The following is a 19,079-nucleotide window of genomic DNA, read 5'->3' on the forward strand; positions in this document are numbered from 1 at the left end:
TGGGCCTGAAACCCATCCACACGCCCGTGTGTAGCCCGCAGAGCAACGGGATTGCCGAGAGCTTCGTCAACACCTTCAAACGGGACTACGTGGCCCGCATGGACCTGAGTGATGCAAGGACGGTGCTGGCCCAACTGCCGGCTGCCTTCGAGCACTTCAACGAGGTGCACCCACACTCGTCGCTGAAAATGTGTTCGCCTCGTGAGTTCAGGCGGCAGCAGGCCGCCCGGGTGCGGCTGGAGCCATCGGTGGACCAGACGCTTTATTGCGAATAGGACGGGACCGGGAATACGGGGGCAACATCAGGCGCACATTGCAATCGAGTTGCGAGAGCGGGCCACGCGCAGGCTACGACGGCTACAAACGCAAGCGTGGCAGCAAGGTGCACATGGCTGTGGACACGCTGGGCCACCTGCTGGCTGTGCATGTCACGCCTGCAGACGAACAGGAGCGCGCGCAAGTGCAACGCCTCTGCGAAGACGTGCAGCAGGCCACGGGCCACACGGTGAAACTGGCCTGGGCGGATCAGGGCTACACGGGTGAAGCGCCATCCAAGGCGGCGCAGGACAACGGCATCGACCTGCAGATCGTGAAGCTGCCCGAGGCGAAGAAGGGCTTCGTACTGCTGCCACGGCGCTGGGTAGTGGAGAGAAGCTTCGGCTGGCTGGCGAGATTCCGCAGACTCACACGGGACTACGAGCGCCTACCCGAAGTGCTCGGCGGGCTGCATTTCTTGGTCTTCGCTGTGCTCATGTTGCCTGCCGCTGCACGGGTGCTGGCAGCGGCGGGAAGTTCATAACACGCTCTAGGAAAAGGGTTTTGCAGACCTTCCCTAGATATGCAAGCTTCGACTTAGGTAGTCTTTAATCTCAAACAGATTGACTTGAAAACGTTCAGCATCCTCTGGGCGAATCATTATTGTCAGCTTGTTGCTGAACACCTTTCCGATTGCGGCATCGGCAAACGATTGCGCGATCTTCTCTGTCATCTTCTTTCGAGACGTATCTATGCGACCTCGCCCCGTTCCAACCAGAGGAACCGCAAGATCATGCAAATGCCCCTGATCGGCAATGAACTGCCACAGGCACTCAAGCGCATCCTCTACGTCGCGAAGCGTTGAATAGGCCGTACCATGAGAGTTCAATCTCGACATGGCTAGAAAATAGAACGTCTTGTTGCCAGCATTGACCTTTGCCACCGTCCCAATGGGATATTCATGCTTCTTGCCGAGGGCATTGGGATTGATTGACGAATTGACCCCGCTAAGTCCCACTGCAAGCTGTCGGTCAATCTCTGCGGTGTTTCCTTGAAAAAACTTCAGCGCCAGCTGCCCCTGAAGACTATCAGGAGAGATCAGGCCGCTGGCCATATCTGTGTCAAAGGTTGTATTGGTGCTGATGACCGTGTCGCCACCCTCCGCAAAGATGTCTCCAATCTTTACCTCAAACATTACATCCCGCTTTGGAACCTTATATCCAACTCGGGAGACAGGTCGACGAGTGGTGATTACCCAGAGAATCGCCGCGGCAAGGATTGGGAAGATTGCGAATTTGCTGTACTTGTCCTTGGTATAGATTCCCAAGAAGTCCATGAACTCCATGAGGAAGTAAAGAGACCCGACGGTCGCGAAAATGGCAATAAGCGCGTCTCGCGAGAACAGCGCGTACTTCCAGAACGACGCTGTCGCAAGCGATCGAATGAAGAACTTCATAGATGTGATGCCAGCGCTTGATCAGGACAAACTAGCCGGATACCGGAAGAGGCCAGGAGCGCACTTGGTGGCAAGCATCAGGTCGGTATTCTTAAACGCGTGGGTGATCAAGCCCTTTGCCATAGGGACATGCAGAGTTGGCACCAAATTCATCGAGTCCCGAAACACCGGAAGTCCGTCCCATAGGTCCTTTACCGATTGCTTCAACAATCCATTTTCGAGAAGACTGTCTTTTGAGTCATACTCCGGATAGATCACGATAACGGGCAAACCCTGATCGTTGATGCCGTAGTCCACCTCTTCCCTCAACGCCCTCGAGTTTCGAGTGGCCGAGCTAAGAATGAGCACAATGTTCTTTGATGCGCGAAGCCGCTCCCGAAGTCTTGGTTTTAATGTTGTTTCCCAATTACTGTCGTCTCGTACGCTGTAAGTAATGGCGTGTGAATCAGTGAATGGAAACGAAGCATCTTGACCCTTCCACATTCGCAGCGTGTTGTAGTAGCAGAAATCCTTCGTCGCATGTGCACCTAGTGAACTGGGATTGAACGGTTCTGCAACATAGAACGCTGTGTAGTTCCCGCATCTTTGCGCCATATGATCCTCCCTCGTTGTCTCCACAGGATCATACAACTTTGCCAGCCCCCCGCCGGGGGTCGCCTCAGCTCAAACGCTGGACGTTTGCTCTTGGCCGAACACCGTCATTTGCAACCATAGCTTCAAGATGGGTAACCGCTGCAAACCAGTCTGTTGTTGAATCTCCAAAACCGGCAACAAACAACCCCGTGTCATACAGAAATGGCCACTAGTGGCCATTTCCCATAGGTCGCTGCCAACGCCCTTCCACAAGCGCCAGCACCTTCCTCCATCAACCCGCCAACGCCCGCATCTCCCTAATCAGGTCCGATTTCCCCTCAAACCCAATCCCCGGCAACGCCGGCAGCGTCACATACCCGTTCTCCACCTTCACTCCGTCCGGGAATCCGCCATACGGCTGGAACAAATCCGGGTAGCTCTCGTTGCCGCCCAGGCCCAGGCCGGCGGCGATGGCGAGTGACATCTGGTGGCCCCCGTGGGGGATGCAGCGGCTGGGGGACCAGCCGTTCTCTTTGAGCATGTCGAGCGTGCGCAGGTATTCGACGAGGCCGTAGCTGAGGGCGCAGTCGAACTGCAGCCAGTCGCGGTCGGGGCGCATGCCGCCGTGGCGGATGAGGTTGCGGGCGTCCTGCATGGAGAACAGGTTTTCGCCCGTGGCCATGGGGCCCTGGTACACCTCGCCGAGTTTGGCCTGTAGTTCATAGTCGAGCGGGTCGCCGGCCTCTTCGTACCAGAACAGGGGGTATTGCGAGAGGGCCTTGCCGTAGTCGATGGCGGTTTGCAGGTCGAAGCGGCCGTTGGCGTCCACGGCGAGCTGCTGGCCGGGGCCGAGGATCTTCAGGACGGATTCGATGCGTTCGCAGTCATCCGCCAGCGTGGCGCCGCCGATCTTCATCTTGACGACGGAGTAGCCGCGCGCGAGGTAGCTCTCCATCTCTTGCTTCAGGCCGTCCAGGCCCTTGCCGGGGTAGTAGTAGCCGCCGGCCGCATAGACGAAGACGCGCGGGTTGGCGGGCGTACCGTTGCCGTAGCGCTCGGCGAGCAGCTGGTAGAGGGGCTTGCCGGCTATTTTTGCCACGGCGTCCCACACGGCCATGTCGATGGTGCCGACGGCGACGGAGCGCTCGCCATGGCCGCCGGGTTTTTCGTTGGTCATCATGCGCGCCCAGATCTTGTGGGGGCACAGGTTCTCGCCCGTGTCATCGACCAGGGAGGCGGGGTCGGCCTCCAGCACGCGCGGGATGAAGCGGTCGCGCATGAGCGCGCCCTGGCCGTAGCGGCCGTTGGAGTTGAAGCCGTAGCCGATCACCGGCTTGCCGTCGCGGATGACGTCGGTGACGACGGCCACGAGGCTCAGCGTCATCTTCGAGAAGTCGATGTAGGCGTTGCGGATATCGGACTTGATGGGGCGCGTGGATTCGAGGATGTTGACGATTCGCATGGTGGTCAAAGGCGCGGGCCGTGTGGGATGAAACGGGATGGATGAAGGGGCGGCTCAGCGGGCGAGCGAGGAGCCGCCGCAGATGGCGATGTCCTGCCCGGTGATGGCCGCCGCCGCGGGCGAGAGCAGGTAGCCCGTGAGCGCAGCGATTTCCGCGGGTTCGATGAGGCGGCCGATGGGCGGCAGGCGCGGCGCGCTGCCGGCGCGGGCCGGGTCGGCGAGCATGCCGGTGGCGGTGGCGGCGGGCGAGACGACGTTGACGGTGACGCCCTGCCCCGCCACCTCGGCCGCCCAGCTGCGCGCGAGGGCGATGAGCGCGGCCTTGGTGGCGGCGTACTGGCCGCGCCCGGGCATGCCCTGGGCCACGCGGCTGCCGATGAAGACGACGCGGCCCCGCCCGCGAGCGGCCATGGCGGGCACGAGGGCGTCGGCGAGGCGTGTGGCGGCATCGACGTGCAGGCACCACATGAGTTCGCCGCCGGCATGGTCCAGCTGGCCGAGCGGGCCGACCCGCAACACGCCTGCAGCGTGTACCAAGGCATCGGGGGCCCGGGGCGCAGGCGGGGATTTCGGCGGCTGGGGGCTGGCGTGGCCCGATGCGTTCGGTGCCACGGTTTCGCGCGGCCCAGCCTCCAGCAACCCCGCCGCGGCCCGGGCGATGGCCTCGCCGTCGGCCAGGTCCACGGGCAGGTGCGCGAAGGCCGGGTGCACGATGGCGGGCGGCGCGATGTCGAGCCCCGTCACGCGCCAGCCGGTTGCGAGCAGCGATTCGGCGATGGCGCGGCCGATGCCGCTGCTGCTGCCGGTGACGACGGCATGGGGCACGGGGCCGGCCGCTGGAAGCGTGTCATTCGGCACGGATGCGGCCCTCGGTCACGATTTTCTGGGAGCGCTCCATGTCCTCGCGCTGGAATTTGGCGAAATCTTCCGCGCTGCCGGGCGTGACGAGCAGGCCCTGCTCCTTGAGCTTGGGGCCGATCTCGGCGAGGGCCTTGTTGACCTCGGCGTTGAGGCGCTGCACGAGCGCGGGCGGGGTCTTGGCCGGGGCCCAGAGGCCGTACCAGCTGTAGAACTCGTAGCCGGGGATGGTTTCGGCCACGGTGGGCACGTCCGGCAGGCTGGGCACGCGCTGGGCCGAGGTGACGGCCACCACGCGCAGCATGCCGCTCTTGTGGTACTGGAGCGAGCCGAGGATGGGGTCGATGAAGCCGTCGATCTGCCCGCCGATCAGGTCCTGGAAGGCCGGGGCCGTGCCCTTGTACGGCACGATCAAATAATCGATCTTGCCGGCGCGCTTGAGCAGTTCGGTGGAAAGATGCCCGGCCGAGCCGATGGAGCCGACGGCGAAGGTCATCTTGCCGGGGCGCGCCTGGGCGTAGGCGATCAGGCTCTTGATGTCGGTGATGGGCAGGTCCTTGTTGATCGCGACCGAGAGGGGCGCCTTGGCGACCAGGGCCACGGGGATGAAGTCCTGCGTGACGTTGTAGGGCACGGACTTGAGCGTCATCGGCGCCGTGGTGTGCGTGGAGGCACTGAACAGCAGGGTGTAGCCGTCGGCCGCCGCCTTGGCGACGGTATCGCCGCCGATCACGCCGCTGCCGCCGGGCTTGTTGTCCACGACGAAGGACTGGCCCATCTGCTCGCCGAGCTTCTGCGCGAGCATTCGGCCGACGGCGTCGAGCGTGCCGCCCGGCGGGAAGGGGATGACCATCCGCACGGGCTTGTTCGGATAGGTCTGCGGCTGTGCCACGGCGCCGGCCGCCACCGCGAGGGCGGCGGCGCCCAGGGCGGCGCGGAGGAAGTGCTTGCGTTGCATGGTGTCTTGTCTCCTGTCGTTGTTTCTTTGTGAGGCCACCCAGGCGCAGGGGACTCAAAATCCCCCGCCCCTTTTTGCTGGTGCTGCTGGCGTTCAGCGCTGGAGCAGGCCGGCCTGCTTCACCGCCGCGCGCAGCGCGTCCATTTCCTTGGCGCTCGGCGCCTCGGTGGGCGGGCGCACGGTGGCGTCGTCGATCACGCCGGCCAGGTACATGCCGCCCTTCATGCGGGCATGGGCCTCGCCCGTGGGTTCGCCGCCGCCATAGACGGCGTCTTTCAGCGGGGTGATGACGGCCTGCACTTCCATGGCCTTCTTGAGGTCGCCCGCCTTGACGGCGTTCCACAGGTCGATGATGAGCTGCGGGATGAAGGTGGCGAAGCCGACCAGCGCGCCATCGACGCCCTGCACCATGGAGGCGAGCAGGTATTCGTCGTGGCAGGTGAGGATGGCCTTGGAGGCATCGGCCTCGCGGATCGCCTGGATGTCGCGGGCGTATTTGTTCATGTCGCGCTGGCCCACCTTGAAGGCCTGCAGGTAGGGCAGCTTCGCGAGGTCTGCGAGCAGTTGCGACGAGTAGGAGGCGCGCGTCCAGGCGGGATAGACGTGGCAGACGAGGTCGGCCTCCGGCGCGGCCTCATGGATCGCCTCGAAGTACTGCAGGGCATGGCCGGAGGTGAAGCCGAAGCGCAGCCAGTGGTGCGGGGGCATCACGTCGAGGGCGACGGCGCCGGCGGCGACGGCGGCGCGGGCATGGTCGGCGGCGTCCTTCAGGCCCTCGCAGACGATGGAGGAAATGACGGGGCAGCGTCCTTTCAGTTCATCCGCCACGATGCGGGTGACTTCGGCGCGCTCGGCCGGGGTGAGCGAGAACACTTCGCCCGTGTGGCCGTTGGTCATGATGGCGACCACGCCGTCGTGGCCGGCCAGCCAGGAGGCGAGCTTGCGCAGGGCGGGCTCGTCGATGCGGTGGTCCGGCGTGAAGGGGCACGAAATGGCGGGGATGATGCCGCGATAATTCGCGATGGAAGGCATGTGGGCTGTCTCCGTGGTTCCGGGATGGTCCCGTCGTTGGATCGTTGGATGGAAGGGGAACGCAGCGGATGATTCCCGCCCCGCCCGCGGCCGTCCAATACCCGAATCGCATACAACTATCCGCGCGTGCCGCCACGCGCCAGGAGACCCATGGGCCCCGGCAACCGACCGCTGGATCTGGAGTGGCTGGAGGATTTCCTCGCCCTCGCCGAGAGCGGCAATTTCTCGCGCGCGGCCGAGGCCCGCGCCATCGCGCAGCCCGCGTTCAGCCGCCACATCCGCGCGCTGGAGGATTGGGTGGGCGCCGAGCTGTTCGACCGCAGCGCGCACCCAGCCACCCTCACCGCAGCGGGGCAGCGCTTCCAGCCGCTGCTGGAAGACGTGCTCGCGCGGCTGGAGGCGGCGCGGATCAAGGCCTGCGCGGCGCAGGCCCAGGCGGCGGCCAGCCTGCGCTTCGCGGCGACGCATGTGCTCTCGCTCACGTTCTTTCCGCGCTGGCTCGGGGGGCTGGAGTCGCAGTTGCGGCTGGGGCCGATCCAGACGATTTCTGACAGCTACCAAGCCTGCGAGGACCTGGCCCTGCAGCGGCGCGTGCAGTTCGTGCTCTGCCACGGCCATGCGGCCGTGCCGGGGCGGCTGGACGAGGCGGGCTATCCGGCGGCGCGCCTGGCGGACGACGTGCTGCAGCCCGTGTCGGCACCGCAGGGGGACGGCACGCCGCTGCATGCCATCCCCGATCCGCAGGCGCAGGGCAGCGCGCGGCCGCCGCTGCCGGTGCTGGCGTACAGCGATGCCTCGGGCCTGGGGCGGATCATGCGCGCGCTGCGCAGGGGCGTGTTCGATGCGGGGGGCGTGGCCGGCATGCCGGGCGAGGTGGAGGTGGTGTTCACCGCCCACCATGCGGCGCTGCTCAAGGCGATGGCGCTCGAAGGCCGCGGCATGGCATGGCTTCCGCGCAGCCTGATCGCGGAGGAACTGCAATCAGGCGCGCTGGTGGCCGCCGGGCCGGCCGGATGGGACGTGCCGGTGGAGATCCGGCTGTACCGGCAGCGCACGGAGATGTCGGACGCGGCGGAGACGCTCTGGCGCCTCGCCGCGGGCGGGCAGGCCGGGCAGGCCGCGGGCACCGCCCTGCCCTGATGCGCCGCCAGGCGGCGGCGGGTGTTCAATCCTTGTGGAAGCGCGTGCCCTGGCCGATGGTGCAGCGGTAAGCCACGGACGGCGTGCGCAGGTCGTAGCCCGGCAGGTTGAACATCCAAGTGGTGAAGTCCACGGACTGGTCGGGGCGCACCTGGTAGCGCATGAACTGGACGATGGGCTGGCCGTCGCCCGCCACGGTGAAGTGCGAATCGCTGAAGGAGACGGTGCCGTCCGGCACGATGCGGTAGGCGTCGATGCGGCGGCCGCCGCGCGTCTGCGAGGGCTTGGCACCGCCCTGGGGCATGCACTGGGAGAGATCGATGGCGACGGAGACGCTCTCGCCCTGGTCCAGCGCCTGCTGGATGGCGGCGTGGGTGGGCAGGACGTCGCCGGCATGGGCGGCGGCCATCCAGAGGGCGGGCGCGAGCAGCAGGCAGTAGGTGCGGTAGGGCAGCAGTCGGACCATGGTTGCGAACCTTTCGATGCATGGGTTGGAGGCAAAAGCGTGCCCATGGTAGGCAGCCATCGCGTCCGTGGTACCCCTGCCGCGCAGGGTGGCCACGGTGCGCGCGCGCAGGTCCGGCGACGGTGGCGATGTGCCCTTTGCACGGGAAAACCCTTATCCCACAAGGCCTGCGCGCCGATCGGCGCCGGCCGCAGGGACCTGCCGGACGGCTCGGCATTCAGGAACTTCATCCACTGCATTAGCTTTCAGCGGGATGCCAGCCAGGCGCTTCGATAATCCGGTGATGGAAAAAAGACACCGCGCCACCGGCATCGGGCTGGTCGCCATCCTTCTGTGGGCGTCGATCGTGGGCCTGATCCGCGGCGTGAGCGAGGGCCTGGGCGCGGTGGGCGGCGCGGCGATGATCTACAGCGCCGCAGCCGCCCTGCTGTGGGCGACGGTGGGTTTCACGCCGCTGCGCGCGTTCCCGCGCCGCTACCTCGCGTGGGGCAGCGTGCTGTTCGTGGGCTACGAGCTGTGCCTGTCGCTGTCCATCGGCCATGCGCGCAGCCGCCAGCAGGCGATCGAGGTGGGCATGGTGAACTACCTGTGGCCGACCTTCACCATGCTGGCCGCGATCGCCTTCAACGGCCAGCGCGCCAGCTGGCTGGTGGTGCCGGGGCTGGCCGTGTCGCTGGCGGGCATCTGCACGGTGCTGGGCGGCGGCAACGGCGTGAGCCTGGCCGGCATGGCCGCCAACATCCAGGACAACCCGCTGAGCTACGGCCTGGCCTTCACCGGGGCCGTGGCCTGGGCCGCGTACTGCACGGTGACGGCACGCCTGGCCCGCGGCACGAACGGGATCACGCTGTTCTTCCTGCTCACCGCGCTGGTGCTGTGGGCCCGGTACCTGGCCGGCGGCGCACCCGCGATGCAATGGAGCGTGCCCACGGCGGTGCAGCTGGCGTTCGCGGCGGCGGCGATGGGTTTCGGCTACGCGGCGTGGAACGTCGGCATCCTGCACGGCAATGTCACGGTGCTGGCCGGGGCGTCGTATTTCACGCCGGTGCTGTCGGCGGCGCTGGCCGCGCTGCTGCTGCGCGTGCCGCTGTCGGCGGCCTTCTGGGCGGGGGCGTGCATGGTGTGCGGCGGCGCGGTGCTGTGCTGGCTCGCCACCCGCGGCCGGCCGCGTGCGCCCGGCCCCGAGGCCTGCTGACGGCCGGCGCGCGCGGCACAGGGCGGAAGGCGGAGCGATCAGTCCATGGTCAGGTGCGCGTTCTTCACCACCTGCGCCATGCGCGCGGCCTCGCTGCGGAAGAAGGCTGCGGCCTGCCCGGGCGGGGTGAGCTTGATCTCGTAGCCCTGGGCGACGAGCGCGTCGCGCGCCGCGGGCATGTCCATCGCGGCCTGGAAGCCGCCGTAGAGGCGCGCGATTTCCGCCTTCGGCAGGCCGGCCGGCCCCACGGGCGCGATCCAGCCGTCGAGCTCGAAACCCGGCAGGCCCTGCTCGGCAATGGTGGGCACGCCCGGCAGCGTGGGCACGCGCGCCGCGGTGGTCACGCCCAGCGCCCGCAGCGCGCCCGACTGGATGTGGGGCGCGGCGGGAGCAGCCGCCACCACGGCCAGCTGCACCTGGCCGCCGAGCACGTCGTTCATCAGCGGCCCCATGCCTTTGTACGGGATGTGCTTGATGTCCAGCCCGGCCCGGTCCACGAACATGGCCGCGCCCAGGTGCAGGATGGTGCCGTTGCCGGAGGAGCCGTAGTTCAGCACGCCGGGCCTCGCCTTCGCATAGGCGATCAGCTCGCGCACGTTGGCGGCCGGCAGGGCCGGGTTGGCGACGAGCACGAAGGGGGTCGCGCCCAGGATGGTGATGGGCGTGATGTCGGCCAGCGAGTCGAACGGGATGTTCCGGTACACGCTGGGGTTCACCACGTGGTTGTTGGAGACCACGCCGATGACCGATCCGTCTTTCGGCGCGCGCACGATCTGCGCGGTGCCGGTGATGCCGCCCGCTCCGGGCAGGTTCTCGATCACCACCGGCTGGCCGAGCGCCTTCGCGAGGCTGGCGCTGATGGCGCGGATGGCGCCGTCGGCCCCGGAGCCGGCCGAGAGCGGCAGGATGACGCGCAGCGGCCGGTCCGGGTGGCCCTGCGCGCGTGCGGGGCGCAGGCCGGTCCAGGCCGCAGCCAGGGCAGCGGCGCCCCAGGCAGCCGCCGTGCGGCGGGTCAACCCGCCAGCAGGTCCGGCGGGGCCGGCAGGCACCGCAGGCGCGGCATCGGGGCGGCTGCGGCCGGGGGCCGCCTTCGGAAGTTCAGGGTTCGGCATGCGCGTGTCTCCATCGTTGTGGTGGGGCCGCGCGGACTGGCGCCGCGCTCGTCGAGGCCCCGGGGAATTCGGTCGGCCGGTCAGGCCACGGAACAGGCCTCGAGCAGCGCGTCGATGGCGCCGGGTGCGTAGCCCAGCCCTTCGAGCAGTTCGCGCGTGTGTTCGCCCAGGCGCGGTGGATCGGCGCGCACGGGCAGGCGTTCGCCGCCCATGCGCAGCGGCAGGAGCGTGACGCGCGCGCGCTCGCCAGCGTGCTCGCCGTCGGGCAGCGTGACGTCGGCCAGGCCGCCGGTGGCGTTCAGGTGGGGATCGTCGAAGAGCTGCTCCGGCCGCAGGATGGGTGCGAACGGCAGGCCGTGGCGCTCGAAGACGGCGGCGAGCGCGTCGGCCGTGTGCTCCGCGAGGCGCCGCCGCAGCTCCGGCAGCAGCGTGCCCCGGGCCCGCACGCGGTCGTTGTTGGTGGCCAGGGCCGGGTCGGCTTTCAGGTCGGCGTAGCCCATGGCATCGCAGAAGGTCTGCCACTGCGCGTCGCTCACCGCCGCCAGGAAGATCTGGCCGCCGTCCTTCACGCTGAACACGTCGTACACGGCCCAGGAGGAGATGCGGTCCGGCATGGGCGCAGCGGGCTGGCCGGTCACGGCGTACTGCATCATGTGCTGGCCTACCAGGAACACGTTGTTCTCGAACAGCGCGGAGTCCACTTCCTGGCCGCGGCCGGTGCGCGCGCGCTGCATCAGCGCCGCCATGGCGCCGATGGCGCCGAACATGCCGCCCATGATGTCGTTCACGCTGGTGCCCGCGCGCAGCGGGTCGCCGGGGCGGCCCGTCATGTAGGCGAGGCCGCCCATCATCTGCACCACTTCGTCGAGCGCCGTGCGGTGCTCGTAGGGCCCGGGCAGGAAGCCCGTGTGGTTCACGTACACCAGCCCTTCGTTCAGGCGCGAGAGGGCCGCATAGTCGAGGCCGTATTTGGCCATCACGCCGGGCTTGAAGTTCTGCGCCACCACGTCGGCGGAGGACGCGAGCCGGATCGCCACCCCCAGCCCCTCGGCGCTGCGCAGGTCGATCGCGATGCTCTTCTTGTTGCGGTTGAACATCGGGAAGAAGCCCGCGCCCGCGCCCAGCAGGTGGCGCGTGCGGTCGCCGTCCACGGGCTCGACCTTGATGACCTCGGCGCCGAGGTCGGCCAGCACCATGCCGCAGGTCGGCCCCATGACCATGTGGGTGAACTCCACCACGCGCAGGCCCGCCAGCGGCAGGGTGGATTGCGGGGAAGGGGCCGGGGAAGCAGTCAGGGAAGTCATGGACAGCGGAAATGAAGGATCGGACGGAAGAAAGGACCAGCGGCAGGCAACGGGGCACCGCGCGAAGGCGCAGCCAGGCACGCAGCAGGTGCGTGCCGGCCCGCTTCAGGCGGGCACCGGCTCGGGCCGCGCCACGAGGCCGCCCCGCGGCAGGCCGGCGCGCCAGAGTGTCCCATGCAGGGTCTCGCCCGCCAGCCACTCCGGCACGCGCCCGCGCAGGGCCAGCAGGGCCGGCAGGTCCAGGCCGGTGGCGATGCCCATGCGCTCCAGCATGAAGGCGAGGTCTTCCGTGGCCACGTTGCCGCTGGCGCCGGGCGCATGCGGGCAGCCGCCGATGCCGGCCAGGCTCGCGTCGAACCGCGTGACGCCCACCTGCCAGGCCGCGCAGGCATTGGCCAGGCCCATGCCGCGGGTGTCGTGGAAGTGCGCGCAGGCGAGGCGGTCGCCCACCCGGTCGCGGGCCTTGCCGAAGAGCCGGGCGACCGAGACCGGATCCGCATAGCCCACGGTGTCGGCCAGGCTCACGCGGTCGGCTCCGGCGTCCAGCAGCGCCTGCAGGAGGCGCAGCACCTCGGCTTCGTCCACGTTCCCCTGCAGCGTGCAGCCGAAGGCCGTGCCCACGCCGCCCTCGATGAGGGTGCGGCTGCCGGAGGCATCGCGTGCCGCGCGGATGCGCGCCACCTCGGCCACGGCCTCGTCGGGCGTCTTGCGCAGGTTGGCCAGGCTGTGCGCATGGCTCGCCGAGAGCGGCACCACCATCAGGTGCGCGCCGCATTCGAGCGCGCGTTCGGCGCCCTTCAGGTTGGGCACCAGCACCGAGGCCACCAGCCCCGGCAGCGTCCGGGCGAACGCCAGCACCTCGGCCGTGTCCGCCAGTTGCGGCAGCAGGCGCGCGGGCACGAAGGAGCCCACCTCGATCTCCCGCTGCCCGGCAGCGTGGGCCGCGGCGACCCAGGCGATCTTGCGCTCCGTGGGGAGGATGGCGGCGATGCTCTGCAGGCCGTCGCGCAGGCCGACCTCGCGCACCTGTGCGCGCGGCGCGGGGTCGCGCGCCGTGGCGGATGCGTCGGTGGATGGGGTCATGGATGTCTCCTCGTTCCGGGCCGTCGGCGGCCGTGTGTCCTATTCTAGAAATTCCCGCACACTCCATGATCTCAATTTGGGAAGCCCAGAATTTCCCAAAAGGAACATCTCAACCATGCGCTCCCTCGATCTCCAGACCCTGCGGCTGTTCGTGGCCGTCTGCGAACAACGCAACATCGCGCGCGCGGCGGAGCGCGAATCCATCGTGGGTTCGGCGGTCAGCAAGCGCCTGGCGCAACTGGAGGACACCCTGGGCACCCGGCTGCTGGTGCGCAGGCGCCACGGCGTGGCCCCGACGCCCGCCGGGGAGACGCTGCTGGAGCACGCGCGCGAGATGCTGGCCACCGCGGGCCGCATCGAGCGCGACATGGCCGGCTTCGCCACGGGCGTGCGCGGCCACGTGCGCATGCTGGTCACGGCCTCGGTCATGGCCGAATCGCTGGCCGACGACGTGGCCGCCTTCCTGCAGGAGCCTGCGCACCGTGACATCCAGGTGAGCATGGAAGAGCGCGTGAGCCCGGAGGTGGTGCGCGGCGTGCGCGAGGGCAGCGCCTCGCTGGGCATCTGCTGGGACGCGGCCGACCTGCAGGGGCTGCACACCCGCGCCTACCGCAGCGACCACCTCGCCATCGCGGCCCATGCGTCCCATCCCGTGGCGGCCCTGGAGACCGTGCGCTTCGCCGACGTGCTGGGCTACGAGTTCGTCAGCATGCCCGCCCTGAGCGCGGTGCAGGTGCTGCTGGCGCGCGCGGCCGCGCTGGAGGGGCGCAGCCTGCTGCACCGGGTGTTCGTGTCCAACTTCGACGCCGCGCTGCGCGTGGTGCGCGCCAACCTGGCCATCAGCGTGGTGCCGCGCGAGGTGGCGGAGCCGTTCGCCGCCGCCAGCGGCGTGCGCGTGGTGCCGCTGGCCGACCCCTGGGCCCGCCGGCGCTTCGCCCTGTGCGCCCGGGCGGGCGACGGCCTGCCCGCTGCCGCGGCACTGCTGGCCGATTACCTGGCGCACCGCGGGGGCGACGGGGGGGCAGCGCGAGTGCAACAGGCGGGTAACACCTGAGTTATTTGGGCGAGGTGCCTGCCAGACATGAATTTTGAGCTATTAAACTTGTAGCAAACGAATTTCCAGGCTATATTTTCGCGGTGCCCGGGTGCCCATCCGTCCCGCCAGCCGCGCTCCCCCCTCGCGCAAGGAGAACCCGCCATGAGTTCCAAGGAAAACGCCGCCATCAACCAGCTTTTCGAGAAGCTCGAATGCCGTTATGCGCTGCGCGTGCTCTGGGCCCTGCGCGACGGCCATCCGCAGACGTTCCGGCTGCTGCAGGACAGCGTCGGCGGCATCACGCCCAACACCCTCAACACGCGCATCAAGGAATTGCGCGAGGCCGGCCTGCTGGACCACGGCAGCGACGGCTACACGGTCACCCCCTCGGGCGTGGACCTGCTCAAGCGCCTGAGCGACGTGCAGGCCTTCGCCACCCGCTGGGTCGCCGCCCGTTCCGCCAAGGCCGCCGCGGCGTCCGCAGCCCCCCGCAGCTGACAGGCGGGCAGCGGCCCCCGCGGCCCTTCCCCCTTCCCTTTACCCACCCCAGGAGTTTTTCCCCATGGCATTCACCACCACCCCGTCCGGCCTGCAGTACGAAGACACCACCGTCGGCGAAGGCACCGAGGCCACCAGCGGCCAGCCGGTGCGCGTGCACTACACCGGCTGGCTCTACAACGACGGCCAGCAGGGCGCGAAGTTCGACTCCAGCCGCGACCGCAATGCCCCGTTCGAGTTCCACCTCGGCGCCGGCATGGTGATCAAGGGCTGGGACGAAGGCGTGCAAGGCATGAAGATCGGCGGCCAGCGCACGCTCATCATCCCCGCCGCCCTGGGCTATGGCGCACGCGGCGCGGGCGGCGTGATCCCCCCGAACGCCACGCTGAAGTTCGACGTGGAGCTGCTCGGCGTCGGCCGCTGAGCCGGCCAGCGGGCGCCGTGCCGCAGATTCCGCAGCACGGCAACCTTTCCCTGGCCCACGGGTACCCACGACGCGCAGAACGTCCTGCCGCAACCCGTGGAGTCTTGTCCCGTGAAAATTTCCCGTCACCTGCTGGCCCTGGCGCCTGCAGCCGCCCTCTTCCTGGCCGCCTGCGGAGGCGGCAGCAGCCCGACCCCGTCCGTCGCCACCGCGTTCACCGCGCGCACCGTGGTGTCCGACGGCAGCGTCCCGTCCACGCAGACGGACCCCAACCTCAAGAACGGCTGGGGCATCGCCTTCAATCCGCAGGGCTTCGTGTGGGTGACGGCCACCGCCACCCAGAAATCCACGCTCTACGACGGCAACGGCGTGCCGCAATCGCTGGTGGTCACGGTACCGCCCGCGGGCACGGCGCCAGCCAACCCGACCGGCATCGTGTTCAGCGGCGGCAGCGACTTCCAGGTCACCAAGGGCGGCGTGACCGGCCCGAGCCGCTTCATCTTCTCGAGCGAAGACGGCAGCATCGCCGGCTGGAGCCCCGCCGCCGACCTGAACAACGCCATCGTCACCTACAGCGACGGCGCGGGCGGCGCGGTGTACAAGGGCCTGGCGATCGCCGCCAACGGCAATGCCAACTTCCTCTACGCCACCGACTTCCGCAACCGCAAGGTGGACGTGTTCGACGGCAGCTTCCGCAAGGTCCGGCTCGCCAGCGACTTCTCCGACCCGCAGCTGCCCGCCGACTACGCCCCCTACGGCATCCAGGCCATCGGCTCGCGCATCGTGGTGACCTATGCGCGCCAGGACGCCAGCGGCCGCAACGCCGTACACGCCAGCGCCACGGGCGCGGTGAACCTGTTCAATACCGACGGCACGCTGGCCCAGCGCCTGCTGCAGCCCGGCGCCCCGCTGAACGCGCCCTGGGGCGTGGCCCTGGCGCCCGCGAACTTCGGCGGTGCCTCCGGCCAGCTGCTGATCGCCAATGAAGGCGACGGCACCATCGGCGCCTTCGACATGGCCACCGGCGTGACGAAGGGCGTGCTGGCCCAGGCCGACGGCACCGTGCTGCGCGTGGACGGGCTGCGCGGCATCGCGTTCGGCAACGGGCTGAACCAGCAGCCGCTCAATACGCTGTTCTACATCGCCGGTCCGAACCAGGGCGCCAACGGCGCCTACGGCCGGGTGGACCCGCAGAACTGATTTCAGCCGAACAGCGCGTCCTGCAGGCGGCGGTACTTCTCATCGCCGACCAGTTCGCGGATCTTCGGGGCCAGCGCGGCGAGCTCCTCGACGTTGCGCGCGCCCTCCACCGCCAGGTTCAGGCGGAAGCCGCGCAGGCCGGCGCCGGAGGTGAGTTCGGTGGCGACCCGGTAGGCGCCCTGGTAGCGGTCCGCCATCGCGGTGGCGGCCGGGGCGGGCGACGCGTCCGGCCCCGCGGCGGACGGGCCCTGCCCCATGCCGGCCGGCGCGGCCTGCACGCGCGCCAGGGGACGCCCATCCGGGCTCTCCAGCAGCCCCTGGTCGATCATGGTCTGCACGTCGTCCATGGTGATGCCCACGGCCGCCGTGGCGGCCAGTACCTGCCCCACGGTGCGCCGGCCGTCGAAGAGGATGAATGCGGATCGCTGGCGCGGCGTGAGGCCGCGATGGCGATCCTTGAGAGCCAACTGGCCGGCGGGGGTTTTGACGAGAAGCACGGTGGATCCGGCACGCGGCCGCGAGTGGCGATGTGCGGCGCAGAGTCGCATGCGCCCCCGGGTTTGTGAATCCGGGTTTCTTCTGTGCATAGGGCGCGCCGTCAGCCGGGCGACCGGCAGGCCAGGTCTGCACGGCGCGTCGCCAGGCTGACCGCCCAGGCCGCCACCAGGCCCGCAGGCACGCCGAACACGCCCGCGGAGACCGGGTCGATGCCGAACCACAGGCCGTCCGGCAGCAGCCAGGCCGGCACCACGGCCTGCACGGCATCGGTGGGGGCGGCGAGGTAGTAGAGCGCCGTGCCCAGGCCGCAGAGCATGCCCGCCACGGCGCCCTGGCGCGTGGCGCCCCGCCAGAAGATACCCAGCACCATGGTGGGCACGAAGGCCGAGGCGGCAATGGAGAACGACGCCGACACCATGGGCAGGATCTCCGAGCGCTTGAGTGCGGCGACGAAGGCGGCGCACAGCGCCACCGCCAGCAGCGCGAACTTGGTGAGGATCACGCGGTGCTCGGGCGACACCGGCCGGCCGCGGCGGCCGCCATGCAGGTAGAGGTCGCGCACCAGGGCGTTGCTGATGGTGAGCAGCAGCCCGTCGGCGGTGGACAGGGCTGCCGCCAGCCCGCCCGCGGCCACCAGCCCGGAGATCACGTAGGGCAGCCCGCCCAGTTCGGGCGTGGCCAGCATGATGAGGTCGGCGCCGAGCCGGATCTCGCCGAACTGCACGATGCCGTCGCCATTGACGTCCTGCACGGACAGCAGGGACGGATCGACCCGCGACCACTGCCCGATCCAGCCCGGGAGCGCATCGAAGCGGCTGCCCACGAGGTTCTGCATGACCTCGAACTTGACCAGCACGGCGAGGGCCGGTGCGCTCAGGTAGAGCAGCGCGATGAAGAACAGCGACCACGCGACCGAGGCGCGCGCGGCCGAGGGCGTGGGCACGGTGTAGTAGCGCGTGAGCAGGTGCGGCAGCCCGGCGGTGCCGACCATGAGGCAGAACATCAATGCCAGGAAGTTGCGGCGCGATGCCTCGTAGGCCTCGCGCTCCGCGGGCGTTCCTTCCGGGTCGCCGGCGTAGGCCAGGCCGTGGGGCGGCAGGCCGCCGAGCGGGCGGGCGCGCTCCCGGGCCTCGCGCATCTCGCGCGTCCAGAGTTCGCGTGCAGCCTCTGCGTCGCGCGGCAGCAGGGACAGTTCGCGGCTGGCGGCCACCACGAGGGCGACGTCGGCATGCGTGTCGCGCAGCCGGTGCACGCGCTCGCGCGCCGCTTCGCGCTCCCGCTCCAGGGCCGCCGGCACGTCGCGCAGCCGCTCCTGCAGTTCATGGGCGCGGCGCTCGTGCGCAGCGACCACCTCGCGCTCGGCGGGCGACTGCAGCAACTCCGACTCCAGCGCGGCGATCTTGCCGATCTGCCCGCCATAGACCGCGGCCGCGAGCGGGTTGCCCAGCTGCTTGTACGCCAGCCACGACACGGGGATCAGGAAGGCCAGCAGGATGACCACGTACTGCGCCACCTGGGTCCAGGTGATGGCCCGCATGCCGCCCAGGAAGGAACACAGCAGCACGCCGCCCAGGCCGAGCATGATGCCGATCTCGAACTGCACGCCCGTGAGCCGCGAGGCGATCAGGCCCACGCCGTAGATCTGTGCCACCACGTAGGTGAAGGAGCACAGCATCGCCGCCAGCGCCGCGATCACGCGCGGCCAGCGCCCGCCGAAGCGCACCTGGAAGAATTCGGGAATCGTGTAGAGGTTCATCGCGCGCAGGTGCGGCGCGATGAGCAGCGCGACGAGGCAGAAGCCCCCCGTCCAGCCCAGCAGGTAGGCGAGGCCGCCGGCCTGCCCCGGCCCGCCCGAGAAGCCCTGCAGGTAGAGCGCACCCGAGAGGCTGATGAACGAGGCCGCGCTCATCCAGTCGGCCGCCGCCGCCATGCCGTTGTAGAACGGCGGGATGCGCCGGCCCGCGACGTAATATTCCTCCGGGTCGGTGGTGCGGCCATAGACGCCGATGGCCGCATAGACCATCACCGAGAGGAACAGGAAGATCGGTCCGATCCATTGCCGCGACAGGCCCCGGCGCTCGGCCCAGGCCATGAGGGCCAGGAAGGCCAGCACGCCCACGGTGTAGAGCGCGAGCAGGCGGTGCAAGCGCCCGTTGCCCGGGCCCCCGGGGCGCCCGTCGTCAGCCATGGGAGCGCGGAGCGGCGTCCGCGCGCTCGAAACGGTCCATCGCCACGCAATAGACCACCACGATGGCGATGAAGGCCAGCACCGCGCCCTGCGAGGCGATCCAGTAGCCCAGCGGCCAGTCGCCCACCCGCCAGGTCAGGTCCCGCACGAAGTAGCAGGCCCCGAAGGACACCGCCGCCCAGGCCAGCAGCAGCGCGGCTTTCAGCCAGAGGTGGCGCGCGTCGTGCAGGTCGGGGGCGAACGGCGCGGCACTCCCGCCGGCCTCGCCGTACGGGTCGGTGGCCGCGCGCTCGCGGCCGTCCGCGGCCCGCGGCGCAGGGGGTGGCGGCGGCGCGGGCATG

20 protein-coding genes and 1 pseudogene are annotated in these 19,079 nt (G+C 69.1%); 8 read left to right on the forward strand and 13 right to left on the reverse strand.

Features of this window, described 5'->3' with window-relative positions; genetic code table 11:
* Both T336_RS24725 and T336_RS24730 read left to right on the forward strand, forming a co-directional pair.
* Window positions 1-275: integrase core domain-containing protein (locus T336_RS24725; protein ID WP_035225256.1), on the forward strand; the 275-nt coding region annotated here is incomplete at its 5' end.
* Window positions 276-307: 32 nt separating this feature from the next.
* A pseudogene (locus T336_RS24730) lies at window positions 308-799 on the forward strand (transposase); the annotation flags it as partial.
* A 33-nt stretch (window positions 800-832) separates the two neighbouring features.
* Here the strand turns inward: T336_RS24730 and T336_RS0103530 are convergent.
* The 6 genes from T336_RS0103530 to T336_RS0103550 all read right to left on the reverse strand — a co-directional run bounded on the left by T336_RS0103530 (window position 833) and on the right by T336_RS0103550 (window position 6,594).
* Complete coding sequence (locus tag T336_RS0103530; RefSeq protein ID WP_026431513.1) at window positions 833-1,711, reverse strand: macro domain-containing protein; 879 nt, start codon at window positions 1,709-1,711, stop codon at window positions 833-835.
* Between the two features lie 21 nt (window positions 1,712-1,732).
* A complete protein-coding gene (locus T336_RS24735) occupies window positions 1,733-2,305 on the reverse strand; it encodes a TIR domain-containing protein (RefSeq protein ID WP_035225257.1) in 573 nt (190 codons plus the stop codon).
* Between the two features lie 271 nt (window positions 2,306-2,576).
* Window positions 2,577-3,746, reverse strand: a complete 1,170-nt coding sequence (locus T336_RS0103535; protein WP_026431514.1) for a mandelate racemase/muconate lactonizing enzyme family protein — start codon at window positions 3,744-3,746, stop codon at window positions 2,577-2,579.
* A 54-nt stretch (window positions 3,747-3,800) separates the two neighbouring features.
* Window positions 3,801-4,604 carry an SDR family NAD(P)-dependent oxidoreductase gene (locus tag T336_RS0103540; RefSeq protein ID WP_244883864.1) on the reverse strand — a complete coding sequence of 268 codons (804 nt, stop codon included), beginning with the start codon at window positions 4,602-4,604 and terminating at the stop codon, window positions 3,801-3,803.
* A complete protein-coding gene (locus T336_RS0103545) occupies window positions 4,594-5,562 on the reverse strand; it encodes a Bug family tripartite tricarboxylate transporter substrate binding protein (RefSeq protein WP_026431516.1) in 969 nt (322 codons plus the stop codon). Before T336_RS0103545 ends, T336_RS0103540 begins: the two co-directional genes overlap by 11 nt.
* Window positions 5,563-5,655: 93 nt before the next feature.
* The gene (locus T336_RS0103550; RefSeq protein WP_026431517.1) at window positions 5,656-6,594 is read right to left on the reverse strand and encodes a dihydrodipicolinate synthase family protein; all 939 of its coding nucleotides are present in this window, start codon (window positions 6,592-6,594) and stop codon (window positions 5,656-5,658) included.
* A 150-nt stretch (window positions 6,595-6,744) separates the two neighbouring features.
* Between T336_RS0103550 and T336_RS0103555 the strand changes: the two genes are divergently transcribed.
* On the forward strand, window positions 6,745-7,734 hold the full coding sequence (locus T336_RS0103555) for a LysR family transcriptional regulator (protein ID WP_026431518.1): 990 nt from the start codon (window positions 6,745-6,747) through the stop codon (window positions 7,732-7,734).
* A gap of 25 nt (window positions 7,735-7,759) precedes the next feature.
* Here the strand turns inward: T336_RS0103555 and T336_RS0103560 are convergent, their stop codons facing one another.
* Window positions 7,760-8,200 carry a VirK family protein gene (locus T336_RS0103560; protein WP_026431519.1) on the reverse strand — a complete coding sequence of 147 codons (441 nt, stop codon included), beginning with the start codon at window positions 8,198-8,200 and terminating at the stop codon, window positions 7,760-7,762.
* A gap of 283 nt (window positions 8,201-8,483) precedes the next feature.
* Between T336_RS0103560 and yddG the strand changes: the two genes are divergently transcribed.
* A complete protein-coding gene (yddG, locus tag T336_RS0103565; RefSeq protein ID WP_026431520.1) occupies window positions 8,484-9,395 on the forward strand; it encodes an aromatic amino acid DMT transporter YddG in 912 nt (303 codons plus the stop codon).
* A gap of 38 nt (window positions 9,396-9,433) precedes the next feature.
* On the opposite strand, the gene T336_RS0103570 is transcribed toward yddG, so the two are convergent.
* From T336_RS0103570 to T336_RS0103580, 3 genes are all read right to left on the reverse strand, one after another.
* Window positions 9,434-10,507 carry a tripartite tricarboxylate transporter substrate binding protein gene (locus tag T336_RS0103570; RefSeq protein WP_244883865.1) on the reverse strand — a complete coding sequence of 358 codons (1,074 nt, stop codon included), beginning with the start codon at window positions 10,505-10,507 and terminating at the stop codon, window positions 9,434-9,436.
* 80 nt (window positions 10,508-10,587) lie between these two features.
* On the reverse strand, window positions 10,588-11,811 hold the full coding sequence (locus tag T336_RS0103575) for a CaiB/BaiF CoA transferase family protein (RefSeq protein ID WP_051647043.1): 1,224 nt from the start codon (window positions 11,809-11,811) through the stop codon (window positions 10,588-10,590).
* Between the two features lie 105 nt (window positions 11,812-11,916).
* Complete coding sequence (locus T336_RS0103580; RefSeq protein WP_026431523.1) at window positions 11,917-12,894, reverse strand: hydroxymethylglutaryl-CoA lyase; 978 nt, start codon at window positions 12,892-12,894, stop codon at window positions 11,917-11,919.
* A 115-nt stretch (window positions 12,895-13,009) separates the two neighbouring features.
* Here T336_RS0103580 and T336_RS0103585 point away from each other — a divergent pair, with 115 nt between their 5' ends.
* From T336_RS0103585 to T336_RS0103600, 4 genes are all read left to right on the forward strand, one after another.
* Window positions 13,010-13,948: a LysR family transcriptional regulator gene (locus tag T336_RS0103585; protein WP_026431524.1), complete on the forward strand. Its 939-nt coding sequence runs from the start codon at window positions 13,010-13,012 to the stop codon at window positions 13,946-13,948.
* A gap of 144 nt (window positions 13,949-14,092) precedes the next feature.
* A complete protein-coding gene (locus tag T336_RS0103590; RefSeq protein WP_019700377.1) occupies window positions 14,093-14,428 on the forward strand; it encodes a winged helix-turn-helix transcriptional regulator in 336 nt (111 codons plus the stop codon).
* 64 nt (window positions 14,429-14,492) lie between these two features.
* The gene (locus tag T336_RS0103595) at window positions 14,493-14,852 is read left to right on the forward strand and encodes an FKBP-type peptidyl-prolyl cis-trans isomerase (RefSeq protein WP_013593870.1); all 360 of its coding nucleotides are present in this window, start codon (window positions 14,493-14,495) and stop codon (window positions 14,850-14,852) included.
* Between the two features lie 111 nt (window positions 14,853-14,963).
* Window positions 14,964-16,052 (forward strand): TIGR03118 family protein, encoded by a 1,089-nt coding sequence (locus T336_RS0103600; RefSeq protein WP_026431525.1) that lies wholly within the window; start codon window positions 14,964-14,966, stop codon window positions 16,050-16,052.
* A 2-nt stretch (window positions 16,053-16,054) separates the two neighbouring features.
* Here the strand turns inward: T336_RS0103600 and T336_RS0103605 are convergent, their stop codons facing one another.
* Genes T336_RS0103605 through T336_RS0103615 form a run of 3 tightly spaced genes read right to left on the reverse strand, consistent with a single transcriptional unit; the run spans window position 16,055 to window position 19,078 of the window.
* The gene (locus tag T336_RS0103605) at window positions 16,055-16,600 is read right to left on the reverse strand and encodes a hypothetical protein (RefSeq protein ID WP_035225262.1); all 546 of its coding nucleotides are present in this window, start codon (window positions 16,598-16,600) and stop codon (window positions 16,055-16,057) included.
* A gap of 50 nt (window positions 16,601-16,650) precedes the next feature.
* Window positions 16,651-18,738 carry a VC_2705 family sodium/solute symporter gene (locus T336_RS0103610; RefSeq protein WP_026431527.1) on the reverse strand — a complete coding sequence of 696 codons (2,088 nt, stop codon included), beginning with the start codon at window positions 18,736-18,738 and terminating at the stop codon, window positions 16,651-16,653.
* Window positions 18,731-19,078 carry a DUF4212 domain-containing protein gene (locus T336_RS0103615; RefSeq protein ID WP_019700372.1) on the reverse strand — a complete coding sequence of 116 codons (348 nt, stop codon included), beginning with the start codon at window positions 19,076-19,078 and terminating at the stop codon, window positions 18,731-18,733. Before T336_RS0103615 ends, T336_RS0103610 begins: the two co-directional genes overlap by 8 nt.
* Between the last annotated feature and the right edge of the window lies 1 nt (window position 19,079).

Source organism: Paracidovorax oryzae ATCC 19882 (assembly GCF_000687165.1).
Classification (GTDB): Bacteria; Pseudomonadota; Gammaproteobacteria; order Burkholderiales; family Burkholderiaceae_C; genus Paracidovorax; species Paracidovorax oryzae.

What these genes read in the sequence shown, in the direction of transcription:
- T336_RS0103530 (WP_026431513.1), bottom strand. Translation starts at nt 1,711, where the DNA reads ATGAAGTTCTTCATTCGATCGCTTGCGACAGCGTCGTTCTGGAAGTAC.
- T336_RS24735 (WP_035225257.1), bottom strand. Translation starts at nt 2,305, where the DNA reads ATGGCGCAAAGATGCGGGAACTACACAGCGTTCTATGTTGCAGAACCG.
- T336_RS0103535 (WP_026431514.1), bottom strand. Translation starts at nt 3,746, where the DNA reads ATGCGAATCGTCAACATCCTCGAATCCACGCGCCCCATCAAGTCCGAT.
- T336_RS0103545 (WP_026431516.1), bottom strand. Translation starts at nt 5,562, where the DNA reads ATGCAACGCAAGCACTTCCTCCGCGCCGCCCTGGGCGCCGCCGCCCTC.
- T336_RS0103550 (WP_026431517.1), bottom strand. Translation starts at nt 6,594, where the DNA reads ATGCCTTCCATCGCGAATTATCGCGGCATCATCCCCGCCATTTCGTGC.
- T336_RS0103555 (WP_026431518.1), top strand. Translation starts at nt 6,745, where the DNA reads ATGGGCCCCGGCAACCGACCGCTGGATCTGGAGTGGCTGGAGGATTTC.
- T336_RS0103560 (WP_026431519.1), bottom strand. Translation starts at nt 8,200, where the DNA reads ATGGTCCGACTGCTGCCCTACCGCACCTACTGCCTGCTGCTCGCGCCC.
- yddG (WP_026431520.1), top strand. Translation starts at nt 8,484, where the DNA reads ATGGAAAAAAGACACCGCGCCACCGGCATCGGGCTGGTCGCCATCCTT.
- T336_RS0103570 (WP_244883865.1), bottom strand. Translation starts at nt 10,507, where the DNA reads ATGCCGAACCCTGAACTTCCGAAGGCGGCCCCCGGCCGCAGCCGCCCC.
- T336_RS0103575 (WP_051647043.1), bottom strand. Translation starts at nt 11,811, where the DNA reads ATGACTTCCCTGACTGCTTCCCCGGCCCCTTCCCCGCAATCCACCCTG.
- T336_RS0103580 (WP_026431523.1), bottom strand. Translation starts at nt 12,894, where the DNA reads ATGACCCCATCCACCGACGCATCCGCCACGGCGCGCGACCCCGCGCCG.
- T336_RS0103585 (WP_026431524.1), top strand. Translation starts at nt 13,010, where the DNA reads ATGCGCTCCCTCGATCTCCAGACCCTGCGGCTGTTCGTGGCCGTCTGC.
- T336_RS0103590 (WP_019700377.1), top strand. Translation starts at nt 14,093, where the DNA reads ATGAGTTCCAAGGAAAACGCCGCCATCAACCAGCTTTTCGAGAAGCTC.
- T336_RS0103595 (WP_013593870.1), top strand. Translation starts at nt 14,493, where the DNA reads ATGGCATTCACCACCACCCCGTCCGGCCTGCAGTACGAAGACACCACC.
- T336_RS0103605 (WP_035225262.1), bottom strand. Translation starts at nt 16,600, where the DNA reads ATGCGACTCTGCGCCGCACATCGCCACTCGCGGCCGCGTGCCGGATCC.
- T336_RS0103610 (WP_026431527.1), bottom strand. Translation starts at nt 18,738, where the DNA reads ATGGCTGACGACGGGCGCCCCGGGGGCCCGGGCAACGGGCGCTTGCAC.
- T336_RS0103615 (WP_019700372.1), bottom strand. Translation starts at nt 19,078, where the DNA reads ATGCCCGCGCCGCCGCCACCCCCTGCGCCGCGGGCCGCGGACGGCCGC.